Genomic DNA, 19,108 nt, shown 5'->3' on the forward strand with positions numbered 1-19,108 from the left:
TCATTAATGATCGGTTCGGAAGTCGTCCGCTGTTTTATCTGAAAACCAGCAAGGGGGTATTTTTTTGTTCGAACATCATTTTATTACTTCGCCTCTGTCGTTACAAGGTAACACTGAATCCCTTAGGTTTAATGCAGCAACTTTGTTTCGGACATCCCGTGGGCGAAACCACACACATTACTGGTGTTCAACGCTTATTCCCTGCCAGTCATCTTCAACTAACCTCTGGGCAATTGAATCAACGCAGATACTGGCACCTCAATTATGCCCCCCAAACCAATTTAAATCCGAAAACATTCTGTAATCAGGTGTATGCTGCATTCCGTGAGGGCACTGTTCGTCGTGCTTATCTAATGAAACAGGGATTGGTGGCTTTGAGCGGCGGATTGGACAGTCGCCTTATTGCCGGATCTTTGCCGGACGATGCTGATTTTTCTTTTTATACGTTTTACTCTTCATTGGGCAAACCTCTCATGGATTTTCAGGTGGCATCCCAAATTGCTCAAATTCTTCACCGCCGTCATTTAACAAAAGAATGGCTGCCAGGCGCATTTTCTTCTGCCGCCCGAGATTTAACGTTTTTGGTCGGGGGGCTAATCCCCATGAACTACTCATTAAAGTCTCTTCCGCCGTCGGAATTAGGGTATGACCTATATATGGCGGGAGGGCCGGGAGACAATCTTATTGGGTCATATGTGCCGTCCATCCACGCTACGCTGGAGTCAAGGGTCAATGAATTCATAAACTCTTTTACAAAAATAACCGACCCCTCTCTCTTCTTGTATTTTCTGTCCAAAGACATGTTTTATACTCACCTGCAGGAATATCAGGATTTCATGCAGGACTCTTTTGATAGTATCAAAAGTCCGACAGCCGCACATAAAATTTCTGCGTGGAACATGATCTATCCCGGATTGGTTTTCTCGAACACCCCACATTCTCACCCCTATATGTCGCAAATCCGCCCCCATTTGGATTATGCTTACAACGATTTAATCCTGAAACTGCCGGCACTCTGGCTATATCAAAAACAGTTTTATAAGTACATGATTTATCATGCACTGCCCCGACTCCAGAAGGTCGTTTATGCCAATACAAACCTTCCGCTATCCGGAAAAATAGGACCGTCATCCAGGCCGGAGTGGTTTTATAAATTCTATAGTCTCAGACGCAGGCTCGCTGCCGGCTGGAACACTCTTTTCCCGCATCATACATCATCCGGTTGTAATTTCGAGCTGATGCTGATCCGGCAAGATGCTGTATTCACTGATACGATAGAAAATATCCTGTTGTCTTACCCCTTCTTCAAGGACTACTTCAATGTCGATCAATGCATTAAGTATATACGAGATATTAAATCCGATACAACACCACAAGTCCAGGTGTATTGCAAAGAAGAACCCCTTTGCTTTTTGGCGGCAATCGCATACTTCTATCAAATTGTCAATTCTTGCTGATGCTGTTTGGGATAGGCTTGGCTTTGTAAGAATGCTTCAAGAAACCGTAACGATTATCTCGAAAGGGATACCATGCAACCAAATGTACAAGAGGGTATTTTGAATTGGAAAGGATAAATTATGTGCAAAAAGGAGTGGATTATGGCTGTCATCGCCGTCACTGGTTCGATTCTGTATGCGGATGGGATCCCACTCACAATACAAAGCCCTGACCAGAAAATTCAGATTACTGTTTCAACGGATCGACAGCTTATCTTATCCGTTCAGTACCAGCAATCGGACCTGCTGACAATCGGCCCTATTGGCTTGATCCTCGATGGCGGTCGTAAGCTGGGTTCGGATGCCTCCATCAAAAACACCGTCACCCGCTCGGTTGATGAACAGATTCAGGTGGTTGTCCCTGAAAAATTCAGTATCGTGCCGGATGTTTACAATGAACTGACCATTCATTTCGATTCGTTTGGCCTGATTATCCGGGCCTATAACGACGGTGTCGCCTATCGTTTTACAACCGCTCTGCCGGGTACAATCCAGGTAATAGATGAACAGGTAAAATTCACCTTGAACGGCAATCCCACGGTTTATTTCGGCCTGGAAGACAGCTTCTACAGCCATTCTGAGCGGGAATACCTGCCGATGAAGCTGGAAGCCATTACCGACAAACAATTCGCTCCTCTGCCCGTTGTGGCCGATATTGCCGGCGGTCCCAAAGTGGCCATCGTCGAATCTGACCTGCGAGACTACCCCGGTCTGTATCTGCAGGGGACTGCCGGAAGCAGTCTTGCTGGGATTTTGCCCAAAGCCGCCCTGGAAACCGAAAACACCTCGCCGCTGGACGTCAAAGTCAAAACCCGGGCCGACTATCTGGCCAAAACAGAAGGAACTCGTGCATTCCCCTGGCGAGCGGCCATTATTGCTGCCGCCGACAAAGACCTGCTGACCAATCAGATGGTTTATAAACTGGCCGAACCGTGCAAGCTCAAGGATCCCTCCTGGATCAAGCCTGGCAAAGTTGCCTGGGACTGGTGGAATGCCAATAACATCTATGGAGTTGATTTCAAATCCGGCATCAACACCGAAACGTACAAATACTACATCGATTTTGCCTCCAAATACGGCACTGAATATATCATCATCGATGATGGCTGGTCGCCGCAGGACGACCTGTTGACTACCAAACCCGGCATGAATATCCCGGAAATTGTCAATTACGGCAAGCAGAAAAATGTCGGCGTTATCCTCTGGATGAGCTGGGTGGCTCTTGACCGGCAATTGCAGCCCGCCCTCGAGCAATTCGCCAGGTGGGGTGTCGTCGGTCTGAAAGTCGATTTCATGCAGCGTGACGACCAGTGGATGGTCAACTACTATGAACGCATCCTGGCCGAAGCCGCCAAGTATAAGATGCTCGTTGATTTCCACGGCGCATTCAAGCCCACCGGCCTGCGACGAACTTATCCCAACTACATCACCCAGGAAGGCGTCCGCGGCAACGAGTGGAATAAATGGTCCGATTCCTGCTCCATTCAGCATACCATCACCCTGCCGTTTACCCGCATGGTGGCTGGCCCCATGGATTTCACGCCGGGGGCAATGCGTAATGCCGGCAAAGACCAGTTCAAATACATCAATGAACGCCCCATGAGCATCGGCACACGCTGCCGTCAGTTGGCCATGTATGTCCTGTATGACAGCCCCCTGCAGATGCTCTGCGACAGCCCGTCGAACTATCTCCGGGAGCCGGAGTGCATGGACTTTCTCGCCGCCGTCCCGACCGTCTGGCACAATACCATTGCCCTGGATGGCAAAATCGCTGAATATGCCGTTATGGCCCGTCAGTACGGCAGCGACTGGTATATCGGCGGCATGAATGGTGAAAAAGCAATGACCTGTACAGTGGATTGCTCATTCCTGCCCGAGGGGCAGTTTGAATTGACCCTTTTTCAGGATGGCGTCAATGCAGACCGGTTTGCCGAAGACTATAAAAAAATCACAAAAACCATTACCCGGCAGGACAAACTGGAAATCAAACTGGTCTCTGGTGGCGGCTTTGCAGGGAGAATAATCAGAAAATAACTTGTTTAGCAACAAGGTGTTATGAAAAAGACAGTACAGCCGTAGAAATGGGCAGAGGTGGATTCGAACCACCGTAGGCGTTAGCCAATGGATTTACAGTCCATCCCCTTTAGCCACTCGGGCATCTACCCAAACAAGAGAAAATATTTTAACGGCCCGGAGCCAAAAAACAAGTAAAAATTACCCTTTTTTTGATTCCGGGCCTAAAATTACGTTTTTTTGGAGTATTTTAAGACTTACTATCTCGCTTACCATTTCCCTGATTTACGGACCGGAGCCTGAGGATGTCCAGCCAGGCAGGCTTCGGACTTGATGATTTCTTCCTCCGGCAGATAATAAGGCTTTAGCTTGCCGGACATATAGGCGTCATACCCCATCAGGTCCATCAGGCCATGGCCGCTGTAGCTAAAGAGAATGACTTTTTCCTTGCCTTCTTCTTTGGCCTGTTTGGCCTGTCGAATCACTCCGGCAATGGCATGGCTGGTTTCAGGAGCACAGATAAAGCCTTCCGTTTTTGCCCATGTCATTGCTGCATCATAGCATTCCATCTGATCAATCGACTGTGGTGTATGCAGCCCTTCCACGACGCACTGGCAGACCAGCGGGGCCATCCCATGGTAGCGAAGCCCGCCGGCATGAATGGGGGCCGGGACAAAGGCATGGCCCAGGGTATGCATCGCCATCAGCGGAGTCATACAGGCGATATCGCCATAATCGTAAGCAAACTTGCCCCGCGTCATCTTCGGGCAGGCTGTCGGCTCAACCGGGATAATGTCGATTTGGGCTCCATTAATTTTGTCGAGTGTAAACGGCATCGCAATGCCAGCAAAGTTGCTGCCCCCACCAGCACAGCCAACAACAACATCCGGCAACCTCTCCCCAATACTTTTCAATTGAGCCTTGGCTTCCAGTCCGATAATGCTTTGATGCAAAATCACATGATTAAGCACACTGCCCAGTGAATATCGTGTCTGGCCGGTCTTATCCGTCACCGCGGCTTCAATGGCCTCAGAAATCGCAATCCCCAGGCTACCCGGGGTATCCGGAGATTCAGCGAGGATCTTTCTGCCGGCATTGGTCTCATTGCTGGGGCTGGCAACACAATTGGCCCCCCAGACCTGCATCATCAGCTTGCGGAAGGGTTTCTGGTCAAAGCTGATACGCACCATATACACCTTGCACTCGAGCCCGACCAGCTGACAGGCAAATGCCAGTGCCGACCCCCATTGTCCGGCTCCGGTTTCCGTCGTGAGCCGTTTAATGCCAAATTGTTTATTATACCAGGCCTGCGGCACAGCGGTATTGGGTTTGTGGCTGCCCGGAGGAGAGACACTTTCATCTTTATAATAAATTCTCGCAGGGGTCTGAAGATAACGTTCCAAATATACGGCACGGCGCAGCGGCGAGGGTCGCCAGCGATATAAAATATCAAGCACTTCTTCGGGAATATCAATCCATCGCTGGGTGCTGACTTCCTGCTCGATGATATTCATGGGAAATACCGGGGCCAGCATCTCCGGCGAAACCGGCTTGCCGTCGGGCGTCAAAGGCGGCAGAAGCGGAGTCGGCAAATCAGCGGCGATATTGTACCATTGACGGGGGATGTCCTGTTCCTGAAGCAAGATTTTGCGATTCATAATGTCTTCTTTCCAACCAAGAATTTACGAGTTATAGAGTCTTTATTTTTGAGAACCTTGGCACCACGGGTAATTTTACAAAGACTAATACCCATTTCCGAAGCAATCTGTCGCTGAGGTACGCCCTGACTCAGCTTTCGCATTAGTTCCCATCGCAGGGTCAAATCGTGCAACTCTGCAAGGGTCATGATTTCAGTCAAAAACAGCTCCATTTGCTTGACATCCCGAATCTGGCATAACACCGCACAAAGCTGGTCTATGCCATTGATGTCTGATTTCACCTTGTTTCTAACCATAGAAACATCCTACTCCAAGTTAACAAAAAAGTAAAGTCGTCTTTATTCAATTTTTACTATTTTTATCCGGTTTTTGCCCATACTATCGATATCAGTACGCCTATTCAATTAACTTTCGACAGGGAGCATTGGCCGCAGATGGCTCAACAGATTTCAAGAACGATTTCTCGATTTGGGATATCCATTTTGCAAGTTGGGTCTTCGAGAGTTTTTCCACTGGAATCTGCCCGCCAGCGTAACTGTCATGGCCTCCTCCGGCCCCCTTTCTGGCTACGATATGGCGAATGACTTTCGCGGCCGGGGGAGATTCAGCATCTGTCCGCAGTGAAAGCAGCATTTTGCCCTCATAAAAGCCATAACACAGCACCCAGACAATCTGTTCGTCACGCAGCAGCAAATCGGCCATTTCGCCCACCATATCGGGATTAATCACCGTCCCCAGCGAACTGATCACGGCCCTGCCGAATACCCGGGCATTGTTTAGGCATTCAGCCAGGTACTTGTAGTATTCCCGCTGCACGGCACCGTGCTGAATCTGACTGAGAATACGTTTATTGGCCTTCGGATACAGAGCCATCAGGGCATTGACATCGGCACACGTGGTGTCTCGTCCGAGGTCCTGGGTATCAGAACGGATGCCATATAACAGTGCTGTGGCAAGGGAGGCATCGATTTCAATACCCGAGGCATAGAGGTATTCCACCAGAATTGTCGAAGTCGCTCCGTAATGGCTGCGGATATCGGTAAAACGGCACTGGCGGGTATTCCGATGGCAGGGATGGTGATCAATCACAATGTCCGGCTCCACCCCTGACGGCAGACTGTTATTGCCAGTTCCGGGCTGGGTATCCACCATCGCAATCAGATCAAACGAGGCGAAATCGATCTGCTCGGCTGGTCGCAGATTCAGGTTCAGATACTTGACCAGAGCCCGGTTTTCCGCTCTGCCGACGGTGCCGCCATGCGCAATAGAACATTGAATATTGGCGATCTGATTGGCAATTTTTCGCAGTGCTACCGCTGAAGCAATGGCATCCGGATCCGGATGATCCTGCATGACAATCAGCATTGTGGCATTATGATTGATGACCTCGTACAGTTGTTTGAGTTTGGCTTTACTCTTTTCCATCATAGCTGACTGAATCCTCCGGAGACGAACTCCTATTTGCCTTTTCGAAACGGTCTGAATCCCATTTTTGCACCATCAGCCAGGGCTTTTTTGGCCGTTGGGTAGGCCCTGCTTACCGTGTCGATTTCTTCGATGACATAAAAAGCGTCCGGATGATGATTTTTGATAATTGCCAGAAAATCATTGACCTCCCGTCGGGACACCACAGTAAAAATCTGCTTGACCGGCCCATACGCCCCCTGGCCGTCGAAACAGGTAATACCGTATCCGGCCTGCCGGACGGCTTCCAGCAGCGGCTTGATATCCTTGTTGAATACCACACGCACCACAACAAATCCCATGGACAGTTTTTCGACAATCAGAATCCCCACAAAATTACCCGTCGCAAACCCCGCCGCATACGCCACATAGCAAATCGGATTAGACAGATTTTTCATAATCTGTCCCATGGCCACAATCCAGATGAGCACTTCAAAAAAACCTGCACAGGCCGCCAGGTATTTATACCCGCGCGTCACAAAGATGACACGCACCGTTCCGATGGTTACATCACAGATGCGGGCCAGAAAAATCAGAATTGGAAGGACAATCCACGAAAAAACCTGAATTTCGGCCAGTCCCGTCGGTATTGCTAACCCTTCTATCATGGCTATTTCCTTGCTGGCAGGAGACGACTCACAACCAATCCTGACGTTTGAAATAATACAGCATTGCTCCTACTGTTACCGCAATCAGCGACCAGAATCCAACCGGATACATCCAGTACGACTCCAGTTCGGGCATGTGCTTGAAATTCATCCCATATACACTGGCCAGAAAGCTTAGCGGCATAAAAATTGTGGCAATCAGCGTCAGCATTTTCATCACCGAGTTCATCCGTGTGTTCAGACTGGACAGATACACTTCCAAAAGGCTGGCGATCACATCCCGAAGACTTTCGATGGCATCGATAATCTGGATGGCATGGTCATAGACATCCCGAAGATAAACCTTGGTTGAATCCTGAATCAGTTCGCTGTCAGACCGCTGCATGGCGGCGGTCAATTCCCGCATCGGCCAGATGCATTTGCGAAGCATTGTCAATTCACGCTTGAATTCATGGATATGCCCCAGGATTTGCTGATCCGGCTGGTTGAGCAAATCTTCCTCCAGCTTCTCAATCTTTTCACCATAACTGTCCAGAATGGAAAAATACTGATCGACAATCGCATCAATCAGACAATATGCCAGGTAATCCGCACTCATCTTCCTCGCACGCCCTTTATTATTCCGCAGGCGGTCGCGGATCTGATCGAAGACATCCCCCACTGTTTCCTGAAATGTAATCAGGCAATTCTGCCGCAAAATCATACTAATCTGCTCGGTCAGGATTTCACTGCGAGCCGCATCGTACCGCAGCATCCGAACCACAATAAACAGGGTATCCTCATAATCCTCCATTTTGGGACGCTGGCCCGGCACAACAATATCTTCCATAACCAGAGGGTGCAGATTGAAGCGTTTGCCGATTTTTTCGACAAGCCCCACATCGCTAATGCCATCAATATTAATCCACGAAGTCCCCAGAGAGGCCTGGAAATCCAGCACCTCTTCGATCCGTGAAAAGCTCTGCTCCCTGAAGAGGTTGGCATCATATTCCATCAGGCTGATACGGACCGGTTCGGCAGGCGTTTCACCGGCATAAAAGACCGTTCCAGGCGGCATTCCCGCCTTTCGCAGATTGCCCCGTATCAGACGCAGTGGACGGATGATTTTCTTTTTCCTCTTGGACATAGCTAATTCCTGTTCGATCACCTTGCCGGTCAGGTTGCCACGATTATGTTATGGCAGGCTGGACTTCGGTACCTTCGGTTATTATCTCCCGGCCGTTTTTCCACTCACATACAGAAACCCCGCCCGCCGGGTCAATCCGCAAATAATTATTCCGCAGCCCAACCCAGCAGCCGCTGTTGTAATACCAATCGCCACTGCGTCCGGCCTTATGGGTATGGCCCGTCACCAGCACATCATACCCTTCACGCAGCCGGTCTTTCTGATACAAAGCCAGAATTCCTTTGACCTTTTCCGGATATTGTGTCGGGGTCAGTGAGGCCTCAAAATCCGGGGCCATCTGCCGCGTCTGGCTTTTTTCAAACTGATTGACGGATAAATTCATAATCCACATAAACCCCCGTCCGATCCGCAACAGTGTTTTTTCTGTCATCCCGCCGGCCGATAACAGGGGCGAACCTTTGCGATCCTCAATAATCCCGCCTAAAATGGACAAGATTCGTCCCCAGCCCGGGGTTCCGTCCCGATGAAACGGATCCAGTTCGTGCCCATGCATAAACTTGAATTGCCGAGTCCCGATTAACCGCATAAAAGGCCCGGTCATCCGATCAAAAAAGGGGTGATTCAGCAGTCGGGTTCCGATCAATTCCTCGAAGTCTGCGTCATGATTGCCCACGACATACACGGCTTTCATCTCTGCCAGCCGGTCCAGAAACGGCATGCGTTCTTTGAGTACACGGCTGATATTGGCCTGCCAGAATTCAAACAGATCCCCAAGAATATACAGCTCCCCCCCGGCCTGCCCCACAAAGTCCAGAAAGCGTGAAAACTCCCTCGCTTTATTATCAAAGGCAAAGTTATCCCGCGGCCCGCCATCACCCATGTGCAGGTCACTGACTACAAAAATCGTCCTTGAATCATTCATCAAAAACCATCCTACCAAACCGTCCGAGCAGTCCTGTCGGGCTAACTGAATCTCACTGGACGGACGGTTTGAATCCATATTGATATTGGCCGATATTCATCCGACCCGTCTGAATTAATACTTCTTTCGGAATCGAGCCGTCGGAATATTCAAAATCGAGCGGTACTTGGCCACCGTGCGACGGGCAATATTCCCCATTCCCGCTTCGGCCAGCTTCTGACGCAATTCATCATCACTGAGGGGATTGGCTTTGTCCTCGTTGTCAACGATTTCCTGCAGTTTGGCCTTGACAGCGTCATAGCTCAGTTCACGTCCCTGCGGATCTTCTGTGCCGCCGGTAAAGAAACTCCGCAACGGTAAAATCCCCTGCGGCGACTGCATGTATTTGCCTGCGACCGCACGCGAAATCGTCGCAATATGTACACCCACTTTTTCAGCGATAGTGGCCATTGGCAGCGGTTTCAAATACAGCTTGCCTTTGTCGAAAAAATCCTTTTGAAATTCCACAATCGCCCGGGCAACCTTCAGCAGGGTCTGCTTGCGTTGTTCGATTGCATCCATAAACCACTGCGCGGAACGAATATTTTTTTGCAGAAACTGGCGGGTGTTTTCGTCAATGCCGCGATCTTTGGCCATTTTTTGGTAAAATCCGTTGACCCGCAAATTTTGCAGTCTGGCCTCCATCAGGCTGACAGTGTAGCCCCCCTTGCCGTCCGGCTCGACAATCACATCGGCAGTAATGGGGTGATTCTCGTTGCGTCCGATGGACAAACCCGGTGAGGTATCCAGCTTGCTCATGCGTTCGATGGCCTTGCCGATACGTTCCAGACTGACATTCATCTTCCTGGCAATTCGCGGCAAATGATTATCCAGTAAATCCTGCCAGTGATTTCGTACCAGCTCCATTTCAAATGACATATCCTCGGGAAATTGTCGCATTTGAATCAGCAGACATTCGCGCAAATCCCGGGCCCCCACTCCAGGCGGTTCCAGTTTTTGTATTAAAGCCAACGCCTGATAAAGCTCATCCAGACCAAAGGGATACTTATCCTTGTTGTGAAGCTGCTCCAGCCGTACCGACAAATATCCTTTGTCGTCGATATAATCAATTATCAGTTCACCGGCGGCCTTGACTCCTTCCGGTGCATCCACCAGCCGCCATTGCTCTTTGAGGGAATCATTCAGAGAGACCTCATTAGCGGCAGTATTTTGCATTGCTTCCAGTTTCTTGTCCGGCTGGCCGTCGTCTCTAACGGGCCGATAAGCCCCCCCATCAAAATAGTCGCCATAATAGTCAGAAATCGTGTCCAGCCGCTGAAAATCTTCAATCCGGTCGGAATCATCTCGGACCACCAGTTCTTTCTCTTCAACATCTTCCGCCGACTTGGATTCCACGGGTTCTGTCTGGACCTGCGTCTCTTCATCCAGTTCCAGCACCGGATTGCTATTGAGCTCAGCCTCGATTTTTTCCTGCAGCGCCAGCAGCGGCAGTTGAAGCACCTCCATCGACTGAATCATTCGAGGAGCCAGCTTCATCCGCTGTTCCATCCGCATCTGGTTGGACAAAGACAGTTTCATACTCAAGGTATCACATTCATAACTCCCCGCTTTTAGCAGGGTTTATCTGCTTCTACGAAGAACGACATACTGATCCTGCTTGATAGTTCACGTTTCCTTGCGGCCAAGTAAAGCAGCTTCAACCACGTGCTTCTTTTGCTCGCGGAATAATCATACCCGTTGGGCATAACACGTTGGTGTAATTATAGCAAACGCTGTGCCATTTTTAAAGAGGAATTCGTCCCAAAATGGCATCCGCCAGGATATTTCCACTGGCAAACTCAATGGTTGATCCCGTAGGCAGGCCGCGAGCCAGGCGTGTCACCTTGATATTCATCCCCGATAATAGCGATTGAATATACAACGCTGTACCATCCCCCTCAAGGTTGGGATTGGTCGCCATCACTACTTCTTTGACGGTTCCCGTGCGAATCCGCTTGATGAGTGCGTCAATTGTCAGGTCTGCCGGTTCAATCCCCTCCAGGGGTGCAATATGGCCGTTGAGAACATGATAGACCCATTTGCAAAGCCCTGTTTTTTCAAGACTTATCACATCTTTGGGCTGTTCGACTACACAAATAATCGAGTTGTCCCGCCGTGAATCCGAACAAATCGGACAGGAATCCGATTCGGCCAGATTAAAACAGGTCTTGCACTGGCGGATATTCTTTTTGACATCCGTAATCGCCTCCGCCAGGGCCAGTGCCTCCGGCGAATCGGACTTTAATATATGAAAAGCCAGACGTTCGGCCGTCTTGGGGCCGACACCTGGTAATTTGGCAAACTGGTCAATCAGATTATTCAGACTTTTGGTATATGCGGGGTTCATAAGTCGGTTTCCTCTGTCAAATCCTCCTGCTCGGTATTCGGTTCTTCCAGACGTTCAATCTTGATTGGCCTGGCCGACAGACCCTGTAAAATCATCTGCACTGCCGGATCAGACATGACCTGCTCCTCTTCCTTGTGGTTAAGCCTTGCCCCCGGGGGGGGCGTGGGAGTCGCTGCTTTGGCGGTGTGTAATTGGCCCAGCTCCAATTTGACATGCACAGTCTGTCCCAGCGTTTCTCTCAATACGGTCTCGATCACATCGATTTTCTTGCGGCACATATCAATAGCAAGCTGCCCTTTGCCGTCATGATGGAATTGAATCGTCAAAATCCCATTGCGAAATTCCCCTGGCTGGGTTTGTGACAGGAACGATCCAATCTGGAAATAGCTTGACCGTATCCGCTCAATAATCAGGGGCCACTGTTGTACAATAGACTGCAAATCGATAGTGCCGGTAAATATGGGCGTATCGGCTGCTGCCTGAGGGCGTTCTGCCGTTTCAGCCGTCCTGGAATTGGAAGATCGAGGATTAGCAGGTGGGGCTATAAATTTTTTTTTTACCTCTGCCGCTGTCGTTGCCGGTGTCGTAGTGCCGCGAAGCTGTTGAGACACTGCATCCAGCCCCAGGAAATGCTCGCTCAACGCAAGTCGCAAAAACGTCGCTTCCAGCAATGCCCGGGCTGTCTCGCTGTTACGCAGCGTCCAGCGGAGCCGCTCCAGCGCTGTAATCGAGAACACCAGCCATGGAAGATCAAACTTGTCCCCAATCTCTGCCAGCTTTGCCGGCGAAACCCCCGACAGTAGTAAAACAGGGCTATTCCCCCCCGTCGCCTTAATGACCATCATATCGCGGAATAACTCCACCGCTGCGTCGGCAATCTGCGAGGCACTCTGTCCCTGCATCGACAATGCCTCAATGGCTTTTAGCACTGCCGCCGGGTCCGCCGCGGCCAGGCTTTGAATCAGGGCATGGAGATGCTCCGCCCCCGGTCTGCCCAGTAGCTGTTCCAGCATCGGCAGTGTCAGCGGCTGCATGCCCGAGCTGATAAGCTGGTCCAGCAGACTCAGGGCATCACGCATGGACCCGTTGGCCAGCCGTGACAATTGCATCAAAAAATCCGGCTCAAATGCAATCCCTTCCTTGTGAAGGATTTCTGCAAGCTGTTTACCGATAGTCTCCGGGCTGATGGCCGAAAAATCAAACCGCTGGCATCGCGACTGAATTGTCGGCAGCACTTTATTGGGTTCGGTAGTCGCAAAGATAAATTTGACATGCGCCGGCGGTTCTTCCAAAATCTTCAACAGAGCATTAAAGGCCTCTGCCGTCAGCATGTGCACTTCGTCAACGATATAGATTTTATATCGTGCCCGTGCGGGCCGGTAAATGGCATTTTGCCGCAGCTCCCGGATATTATCAATCCCGCGGTTACTGGCACCGTCAATTTCAATCACATCAATGTCGTCGCCGGTATTGATCGCCACGCAGCTGTCACAGGTCAGACACGGCTCAGTCGTCGGCTCGGTGGCTTTCAGGCAATTCAATGACTTGGCCAGAATACGAGCCATGGTTGTTTTCCCCACGCCCCGTGTTCCGCAAAACAGATACGCATGCGCCACCCTGTTGGTTTTGATGGCGTTTTTGAGCGTCTGTGCAACGGCATCCTGGCCGACCACATCGTCAAATGTTTGTGAACGAAACCGTCTGGCTAAAACCGTATATGACATTGCTCATCCTGCCCAGTGCAGTGGTATGGATTTCTGCCCCGGCACACGGTGCTTGAGGCCAAAACATACTCGCTGAATATAGAAAAGTGGTCGGGTTTGCCACGGCACAGCCCGCCGGCCGCTTAGGGCTGCTCGGTTCCCCGCCTGACCCGGTTCACGCGCGGTACTTGCATGGGACCCGACCATCAAAATTTGTTTGTCGTTAATTCTATCCCGCATTCGATCCTATTTGAACTCGAATGAGGCAGTTAGTATAGTCGCTTGCCCGGAAATTTCCAGAAAAAACTCGAAATACCCTGCATTTCTCATTATTTTGTGACCCTGCAAATAAGATGGCTTCATGGTCTTGCTTAGTGAATCAAAATATTCACCCCCATTATAGCTTGTTTTTCGGACAAAACAGGATATAGTCGGTGACTTCTATTACGAATCAATCAGGTAGCAGGTGTGTAGAATGTCGAGCGAACATAATCAAAGTTTTTATAAAAATGTGTCTTTGAATATCCGGAATCGTCTCCTTAGTGGTATATTCGTTATCGTACCATTTGCGGTAACGATTGTCATCATTTTCTGGCTGTTCAACGCTCTCAAGGGCTTCCTTGAGCCTATTGTTAACAAAGTGCTGGCGTTTCTATTGAAGATTCACTTAATGCAGCAACTCCCCGAGCACTATGTTAAATATGCCATCTCGGTGGCCACTATTCTGTGCCTGCTGTTTATCATTTATCTGATAGGAGCTATCGCCAAATTTGTTGCAGGCCGGAAACTTTTGGCATTGGGCGAGACTCTGGTCATGCGGATTCCCTTAGCCAGTACTATCTACTCGGCCACCAAACAGGTTACCACGGCCCTGTCCCTGCCGGACAATACGGCTTTTAAATCGGTGGTCATGGTCGAATTCCCACGAAAAGGGCTATATTCTCTTGGATTCCTGACAGGCAATATCCGAGACAATACAAACTCGGCCTATTGCAAGATATTCATTCCGACCTGCCCCAACCCAACCACGGGTTTTTTTATCATGCTGCCAGCCAGCGAGGTTTTTTTGACCAAAATGACCGTCGAAGAGGCATTCAAAATGATTATCTCCGGTGGCATTGTTGCCCCAGACACTTTCCCCATCACAGGGCCTATTTCGCAAAACCAGAACCTTATCCAATAATTTTATTGAGAGCCACGAAGCCATGCCCGAAACATCATCATTATCTAAGGAGCATTTCACCGCATCTTTGCTTGTTTTAAATCATGTTATTCTTACGAGATTTTAGGTCTGCTAACTCCAGGGGTTGTCTGTGATATGCAGTGGATCATAGATTATGCATCATACAACCTGGTAATTACTGGAATTAATACATCCATAATTATACTGAAATGTACAACCAGCTCCAATCCAAATTTTACCCTGTCTATTACTTCTTGTTAATTCTGAAAAAACTCCAAAAAAAACTGGAAAAAGGAAAGCTTTTAGCTACAATTCGCAGGCTATGAAATTCATACTGATAGACAAAGTAACGGCCATAGAGCCGGGAAAATCGTTGACCGCGGTCAAAAGCGTCTCGCTGGCCGAGGAATATCTGGCGGATCATTTCCCCATATTCCCCGTCCTGCCGGGTGTGTTATTACTGGAAGGTCTGATTGAGTCAGCCTCCTGGCTGGTGCGGCAGAACAATCACTTTGCCCAGAGCATGGTTTTGCTGGAAAGTGCTCGGAATGTGCGGTATAAAAGCTTTGCCGCTCCGGGTATGCAGATATGCTACACGGTGACCGCCAAGGCCCTTGAGGACAACACCAGCAGTTTTACGGGTGTCGGTGTCTGTGGCGATGAGGAAATTGTGGCTGCCAATTTCACGATGCGGCATTTTAACCTGGGTGATGAGAATCCCAAGCTGGCTCATGTCGATGGTCAGATTGTGGACAACATGAAAAAACGGTGGAAGCTGCTTTACAGCGAATAATGGATAGTCAATAAATTAAATCGCCATCGGCGAAGGATTTTTGGAAACAATAATGGAGAACAGATATTATGGCAATGAGCCGAGATGACATTTTCAATCAGGTCAAGGATGTTTTGGTTGATGCGCTGGGACTGGACGATAGTGATGTGACCGAAGACGCCACGCTGATGGGCGATCTGGGGGCTGAAAGCATTGATTTTCTGGACATCGTATTTCGTCTGGAAAAGGCATTCAATATCAAGGTGCCCCGCGAAGAGCTTTTCCCTGCCGAAGCGGTGATGAACAATCCCGAATATGTCAGCGGCGGCAAAGTTACCGCCAAAGGGCTTGCTGAGCTGAAGGCCAAGATGCCGCATACGGATTTCTCGGAATTCGAAAAGAATCCCGACGTCAACAAGATTGCGGACCTGTTCACTGTCAGCGCTATCGTGAACTTTATCGAAGGCAAACTGAAATAAGTCTTCCACGTTCATTTTCCTTTTCCATTTTCACCCAATCGGACCTGGAGATGGGCTGGATTCTGAAATTGAATAAAAACCATAAACTGGATGTATCGGCAGGCTCGCTGATGTGGCGCTCCTGCCGATAGCCTTTTTGAGAACAAAATTATGCGTTGGATTTGGATTGATAAATTTTTGGAATTTGAAAGCGGAAAACGGGCGGTCTCGCTTAAAAATGTGTCCCTGGCCGAGGAGCATCTCCACGACCACTTCCCGGGTTTCCCGATTATGCCCGAGTGCCTGATGATCGAGGCCATGGCTCAGACGGCCGGTATCCTCGTCGGTGAGGCCCGTAAGTTCCAGGAAAAAGTCGTCCTGGCCAAGATAAAAAACGCGGTGTTCCATCACTATGTCCGCCCGGGCGACACCATTACTCTGCATGCGGAGATCGAATCCATCGCCCCGGAAGCCGCCAGCACCACCGGTGTCATCAAACGCGGCGACACCCTGATCGCTCAGATTAACCTGATGTTCAGTCATGTGGATAAAAACCTGGCGGGCAAAAAATTCCCGGAAGAAAATTTTGTCTTTACCGACATGTTCAATTCCCTGCTGACCGGATTCGTTGAAACCCAAACCACGGAGGGGGCCAACTAATGCAGCGTCGGGTTGTGATTACCGGAGTCGGGGCCGTTTCTCCGCTTGGATTAACCAGTGACCAGATGTGGCAGGGGCTTCTCGAAGGTCGGTGCGGGCTGGGGCCGATTCGCAATTTTGATGCGTCTGCCTTTGACTGCAAAATCGCCGGCGAAGTCCCCCCATTTAACATCCGTGACTATGTCCCCAAGAGTCATCGTAAAGCCACCAAGCTGATGAGCCGCGACATTGAGCTGGCCGTTGCCGCTTCGCATGAGGCTGTCAAACACAGCGGCCTAATCAGCAAAGCCGACGAAGGCAAGACCCCCACGCTGATTCCCCAGCGAACCGCCATCAACTATGGGGCCGGCCTGATCGCCTGTGATCTGACAGAGATGGCCCAGTCCGTCAAGCTTTGTGTCACTGACGGCAAATTCGATATTCGCAAATGGGGCAGTGAAGGAATGCAGACCCTGACCCCCCTGTGGCTGCTCAAATACCTGCCCAATATGCTGCCCTGTCACGTGGCCATTATTCACGATATCCAGGGCCCCAGCAATACCATTACCTGCGGCGATGCCAGTTCTTACCTGGCGGTTTCGGAAGCCGCCGAGATGATTATTCGCGGTGATGTCGAAACCGCCCTGGCAGGAGGCGGCGAGACCCGCATTCATCCCTTCGGTATCGTTCGTCAGTACTTGATGAAACGAGCCAATTGCTCCTCGAATGACAATCCCTCAGCCGCCTGCAGGCCGTTTGATGCTCAGGCTGCCGGAACGGTGTTTTCCGAAGCTGCCGGAACCCTGGTTCTCGAAGACATGCAGACCGCTCGTCACCGCGGCGCATCCATGCTGGCCGAAGTCGCCGGCTGGGGTGCCAGCCACAGTCTGAATCCGGACTATACCCATCTGGAACCAAATGGTCAAGCTGTCACTTATGCTATTGAAACCGCATTGCAGCAGGCCGGTATCACCCCGGACAAACTGGATCTGATCATCCCGTGCGGCACGGGTATTCCCTGCGATGATCAGGCTGAAGCCATCGGCATCCAGAACGCCCTTGGGCAGGCCGCTTGTGTGGTTCCTGTCTGGCCGACCAAGGCACTGCTGGGGCACTCCGGTGCTGCCGCAGGAGCATTGGATTTAATTGCCGCTGCCCTGGCCATTTGCCACGGGAAAACCGGTAAGGCGGTCAATCTGGATTCTCCAACAGCCGGATGCAAACTCCATTTTCTCCGGGAGCCGCTGCATCAGCCGTTGAATTATGTTTTGTGCTGTGGTTACTCTTTTGGCGGACAGTGTGCCGCAGTTATTCTCAAGTCAATTAAGGACGAAAGTCAATGAAACATAGAGTCGTTATTACAGGCATGGGAATCATATGCCCCCTGGGGCATTCGGTTGCTGAAATGTGGGAGGGGCTCATGACCGGCAAACACGGTATGGGATACAATACACTGTTCGACGCTTCCACCTTTCCCACGCAATTTGATGCCGAAGTCAAAGATTACCAGTTAAGCCGTTTTGTCAAAAATGTCCAATTGCATAATACCGGTAATCGCGGCTCACAGTTTGTCGTTGGCGCCGCCGCCCAGGCGTGCAGGCAGGCCGGTATCGACATCGAAACCGACCACCCCGCCGACGGGATTGATCGCCGACGAATGGGAATTTATCTGGGGGCAGGCGAAGGTTCCGTCAACAACGACGCTTTCTTTCAATCGCTGATTGATTCCTGGGTCGAGGAGAAGCAACAGCCGGATTGGAATGCCTGGGTTCAATCTGCTGCCATAAAAATGACCCCGACTCAGGAACTCGAGCAGGAGCCCAGTATGCCTGCTGCCCACGTGGCCCTGCTGACCGGTGCCCGGGGCATCAGTCGCAGCTGTCTGACAGCCTGTGCTGCCAGTACGCAGGCTGTGGGTGAAGCTTCCATGCTGATTCGCTATGGGAAAGCCGATGTCATGATTGCCGGCGGCTGTCATTCGATGATACACCCACTGGGCGTTACCGGGTTCAATCGCCTGACAGCCCTGTCTACCCGCAATGACAGCCCGCAGACCGCCTCACGTCCGTTCTCTGCAACGCGCGATGGATTTGTACTGGGTGAAGGTGCAGCTATTGTCGTCCTGGAAACACTCGAAAACGCCCAGAGACGAAAGGCGACGATTCTGGCTGAAGTCATTGGTTTTGGTTCCAGCAGCGATGCGTTTCGCGTGACCGATATGCATGAAGATGCCCGCGGTGCGGTACAGGCCCTGCAGCGTGCTCTCGAAGATGCGGGCCTGACGGTCAACGACATCGACTATATCAGCACTCACGGCACCAGTACCTCTGAAAACGACTCCATCGAAACCAAGGCCATTAAAACCGTCTTTGGTCCGCAGGCCTATAAAATTCCATGCAGCAGTCCCAAGAGCCAGTTTGGTCACCTTATCGGTGCCACTGGCTGCGCCGAGCTGATCACCTGCGTTATGGCAATTCAGGAAAATACCCTGCCGCCGACCATGAATTTGCATGAGCCGGATCCGAACCTGGATCTGGATTATGTCCCCAACAAACCCAGGAAAGCCCAAGTCAATGTGGCACTCAAGGAATCCTTTGGTTTCGGCGGACAAAATAATGTCATCATCATCAAGCGATATAAAGAGTAAGTTCAGACTGTTGGTTTAACGATTTGAGGGATC

General features: G+C 50.4%; 17 protein-coding genes, 1 tRNA gene and 1 other RNA gene. 8 read left to right on the forward strand and 11 right to left on the reverse strand.

Annotated elements, in window-relative coordinates; all coding sequences use genetic code 11:
• Positions 1-1,457 (forward strand): hypothetical protein (locus ACQ9LF_RS09010; RefSeq protein WP_462489064.1); only part of this gene is annotated, 1,457 nt, incomplete at its 5' end.
• Between the two features lie 120 nt (positions 1,458-1,577).
• Positions 1,578-3,530 carry a glycoside hydrolase family 97 protein gene (locus ACQ9LF_RS09015; protein ID WP_462489065.1) on the forward strand — a complete coding sequence of 651 codons (1,953 nt, stop codon included), beginning with the start codon at positions 1,578-1,580 and terminating at the stop codon, positions 3,528-3,530.
• 48 nt (positions 3,531-3,578) lie between these two features.
• Here ACQ9LF_RS09015 and ACQ9LF_RS09020 read toward each other — a convergent pair.
• The 11 genes from ACQ9LF_RS09020 to ffs form a co-directional block, all read right to left on the reverse strand.
• Positions 3,579-3,661, reverse strand: a tRNA-Tyr gene (locus ACQ9LF_RS09020).
• A 117-nt stretch (positions 3,662-3,778) separates the two neighbouring features.
• Positions 3,779-5,167 carry a TrpB-like pyridoxal phosphate-dependent enzyme gene (locus tag ACQ9LF_RS09025; RefSeq protein ID WP_462489066.1) on the reverse strand — a complete coding sequence of 463 codons (1,389 nt, stop codon included), beginning with the start codon at positions 5,165-5,167 and terminating at the stop codon, positions 3,779-3,781.
• On the reverse strand, positions 5,164-5,463 hold the full coding sequence (locus ACQ9LF_RS09030; protein ID WP_462489067.1) for a Trp family transcriptional regulator: 300 nt from the start codon (positions 5,461-5,463) through the stop codon (positions 5,164-5,166). Before ACQ9LF_RS09030 ends, ACQ9LF_RS09025 begins: the two co-directional genes overlap by 4 nt.
• Before the next feature lie 100 nt (positions 5,464-5,563).
• Complete coding sequence (locus ACQ9LF_RS09035) at positions 5,564-6,595, reverse strand: DHH family phosphoesterase (protein ID WP_462489068.1); 1,032 nt, start codon at positions 6,593-6,595, stop codon at positions 5,564-5,566.
• Between the two features lie 29 nt (positions 6,596-6,624).
• Positions 6,625-7,239, reverse strand: coding sequence for a DUF2179 domain-containing protein (locus ACQ9LF_RS09040; protein WP_462489069.1), 615 nt, complete (start codon positions 7,237-7,239; stop codon positions 6,625-6,627).
• Between the two features lie 28 nt (positions 7,240-7,267).
• Positions 7,268-8,365 (reverse strand): magnesium/cobalt transporter CorA, encoded by a 1,098-nt coding sequence (gene corA, locus ACQ9LF_RS09045; RefSeq protein WP_462489070.1) that lies wholly within the window; start codon positions 8,363-8,365, stop codon positions 7,268-7,270.
• Positions 8,366-8,408: 43 nt separating this feature from the next.
• On the reverse strand, positions 8,409-9,287 hold the full coding sequence (locus ACQ9LF_RS09050; RefSeq protein WP_462489071.1) for a UDP-2,3-diacylglucosamine diphosphatase: 879 nt from the start codon (positions 9,285-9,287) through the stop codon (positions 8,409-8,411).
• A gap of 114 nt (positions 9,288-9,401) precedes the next feature.
• A complete protein-coding gene (gene rpoN, locus ACQ9LF_RS09055; protein ID WP_462489072.1) occupies positions 9,402-10,865 on the reverse strand; it encodes an RNA polymerase factor sigma-54 in 1,464 nt (487 codons plus the stop codon).
• 205 nt (positions 10,866-11,070) lie between these two features.
• Entirely contained in the window at positions 11,071-11,673 is a 603-nt protein-coding gene (gene recR, locus ACQ9LF_RS09060) for a recombination mediator RecR (protein WP_462489073.1), read from the reverse strand.
• Entirely contained in the window at positions 11,670-13,397 is a 1,728-nt protein-coding gene (gene dnaX / locus ACQ9LF_RS09065) for a DNA polymerase III subunit gamma/tau (RefSeq protein WP_462489074.1), read from the reverse strand. The genes recR and dnaX overlap by 4 nt, the downstream gene beginning before the upstream one ends.
• Before the next feature lie 85 nt (positions 13,398-13,482).
• Positions 13,483-13,581, reverse strand: an RNA gene (gene ffs, locus ACQ9LF_RS09070) — signal recognition particle sRNA small type.
• 270 nt (positions 13,582-13,851) lie between these two features.
• On the opposite strand from ffs, the gene ACQ9LF_RS09075 reads away from it, so the two are divergent.
• The 6 genes from ACQ9LF_RS09075 to ACQ9LF_RS09100 all read left to right on the forward strand — a co-directional run bounded on the left by ACQ9LF_RS09075 (position 13,852) and on the right by ACQ9LF_RS09100 (position 19,075).
• Positions 13,852-14,559 carry a DUF502 domain-containing protein gene (locus ACQ9LF_RS09075; protein WP_462489075.1) on the forward strand — a complete coding sequence of 236 codons (708 nt, stop codon included), beginning with the start codon at positions 13,852-13,854 and terminating at the stop codon, positions 14,557-14,559.
• Between the two features lie 322 nt (positions 14,560-14,881).
• Positions 14,882-15,352: a 3-hydroxyacyl-ACP dehydratase FabZ family protein gene (locus ACQ9LF_RS09080; RefSeq protein ID WP_462489076.1), complete on the forward strand. Its 471-nt coding sequence runs from the start codon at positions 14,882-14,884 to the stop codon at positions 15,350-15,352.
• Between the two features lie 68 nt (positions 15,353-15,420).
• A complete protein-coding gene (locus tag ACQ9LF_RS09085) occupies positions 15,421-15,810 on the forward strand; it encodes an acyl carrier protein (protein ID WP_462489077.1) in 390 nt (129 codons plus the stop codon).
• A gap of 150 nt (positions 15,811-15,960) precedes the next feature.
• Positions 15,961-16,449: a 3-hydroxyacyl-ACP dehydratase FabZ family protein gene (locus tag ACQ9LF_RS09090; protein ID WP_462489078.1), complete on the forward strand. Its 489-nt coding sequence runs from the start codon at positions 15,961-15,963 to the stop codon at positions 16,447-16,449.
• Complete coding sequence (locus ACQ9LF_RS09095; protein ID WP_462489079.1) at positions 16,449-17,771, forward strand: beta-ketoacyl-[acyl-carrier-protein] synthase family protein; 1,323 nt, start codon at positions 16,449-16,451, stop codon at positions 17,769-17,771. The genes ACQ9LF_RS09090 and ACQ9LF_RS09095 overlap by 1 nt, the downstream gene beginning before the upstream one ends.
• Positions 17,768-19,075, forward strand: coding sequence for a beta-ketoacyl-[acyl-carrier-protein] synthase family protein (locus ACQ9LF_RS09100; RefSeq protein ID WP_462489080.1), 1,308 nt, complete (start codon positions 17,768-17,770; stop codon positions 19,073-19,075). The genes ACQ9LF_RS09095 and ACQ9LF_RS09100 overlap by 4 nt, the downstream gene beginning before the upstream one ends.
• Positions 19,076-19,108 lie beyond the last annotated feature (33 nt).

It is taken from the genome of Anaeroglomus insulsum, assembly GCF_050689095.1.
GTDB lineage: Bacteria > Planctomycetota > Phycisphaerae > Sedimentisphaerales > Anaerohalosphaeraceae > Anaeroglomus > Anaeroglomus insulsum.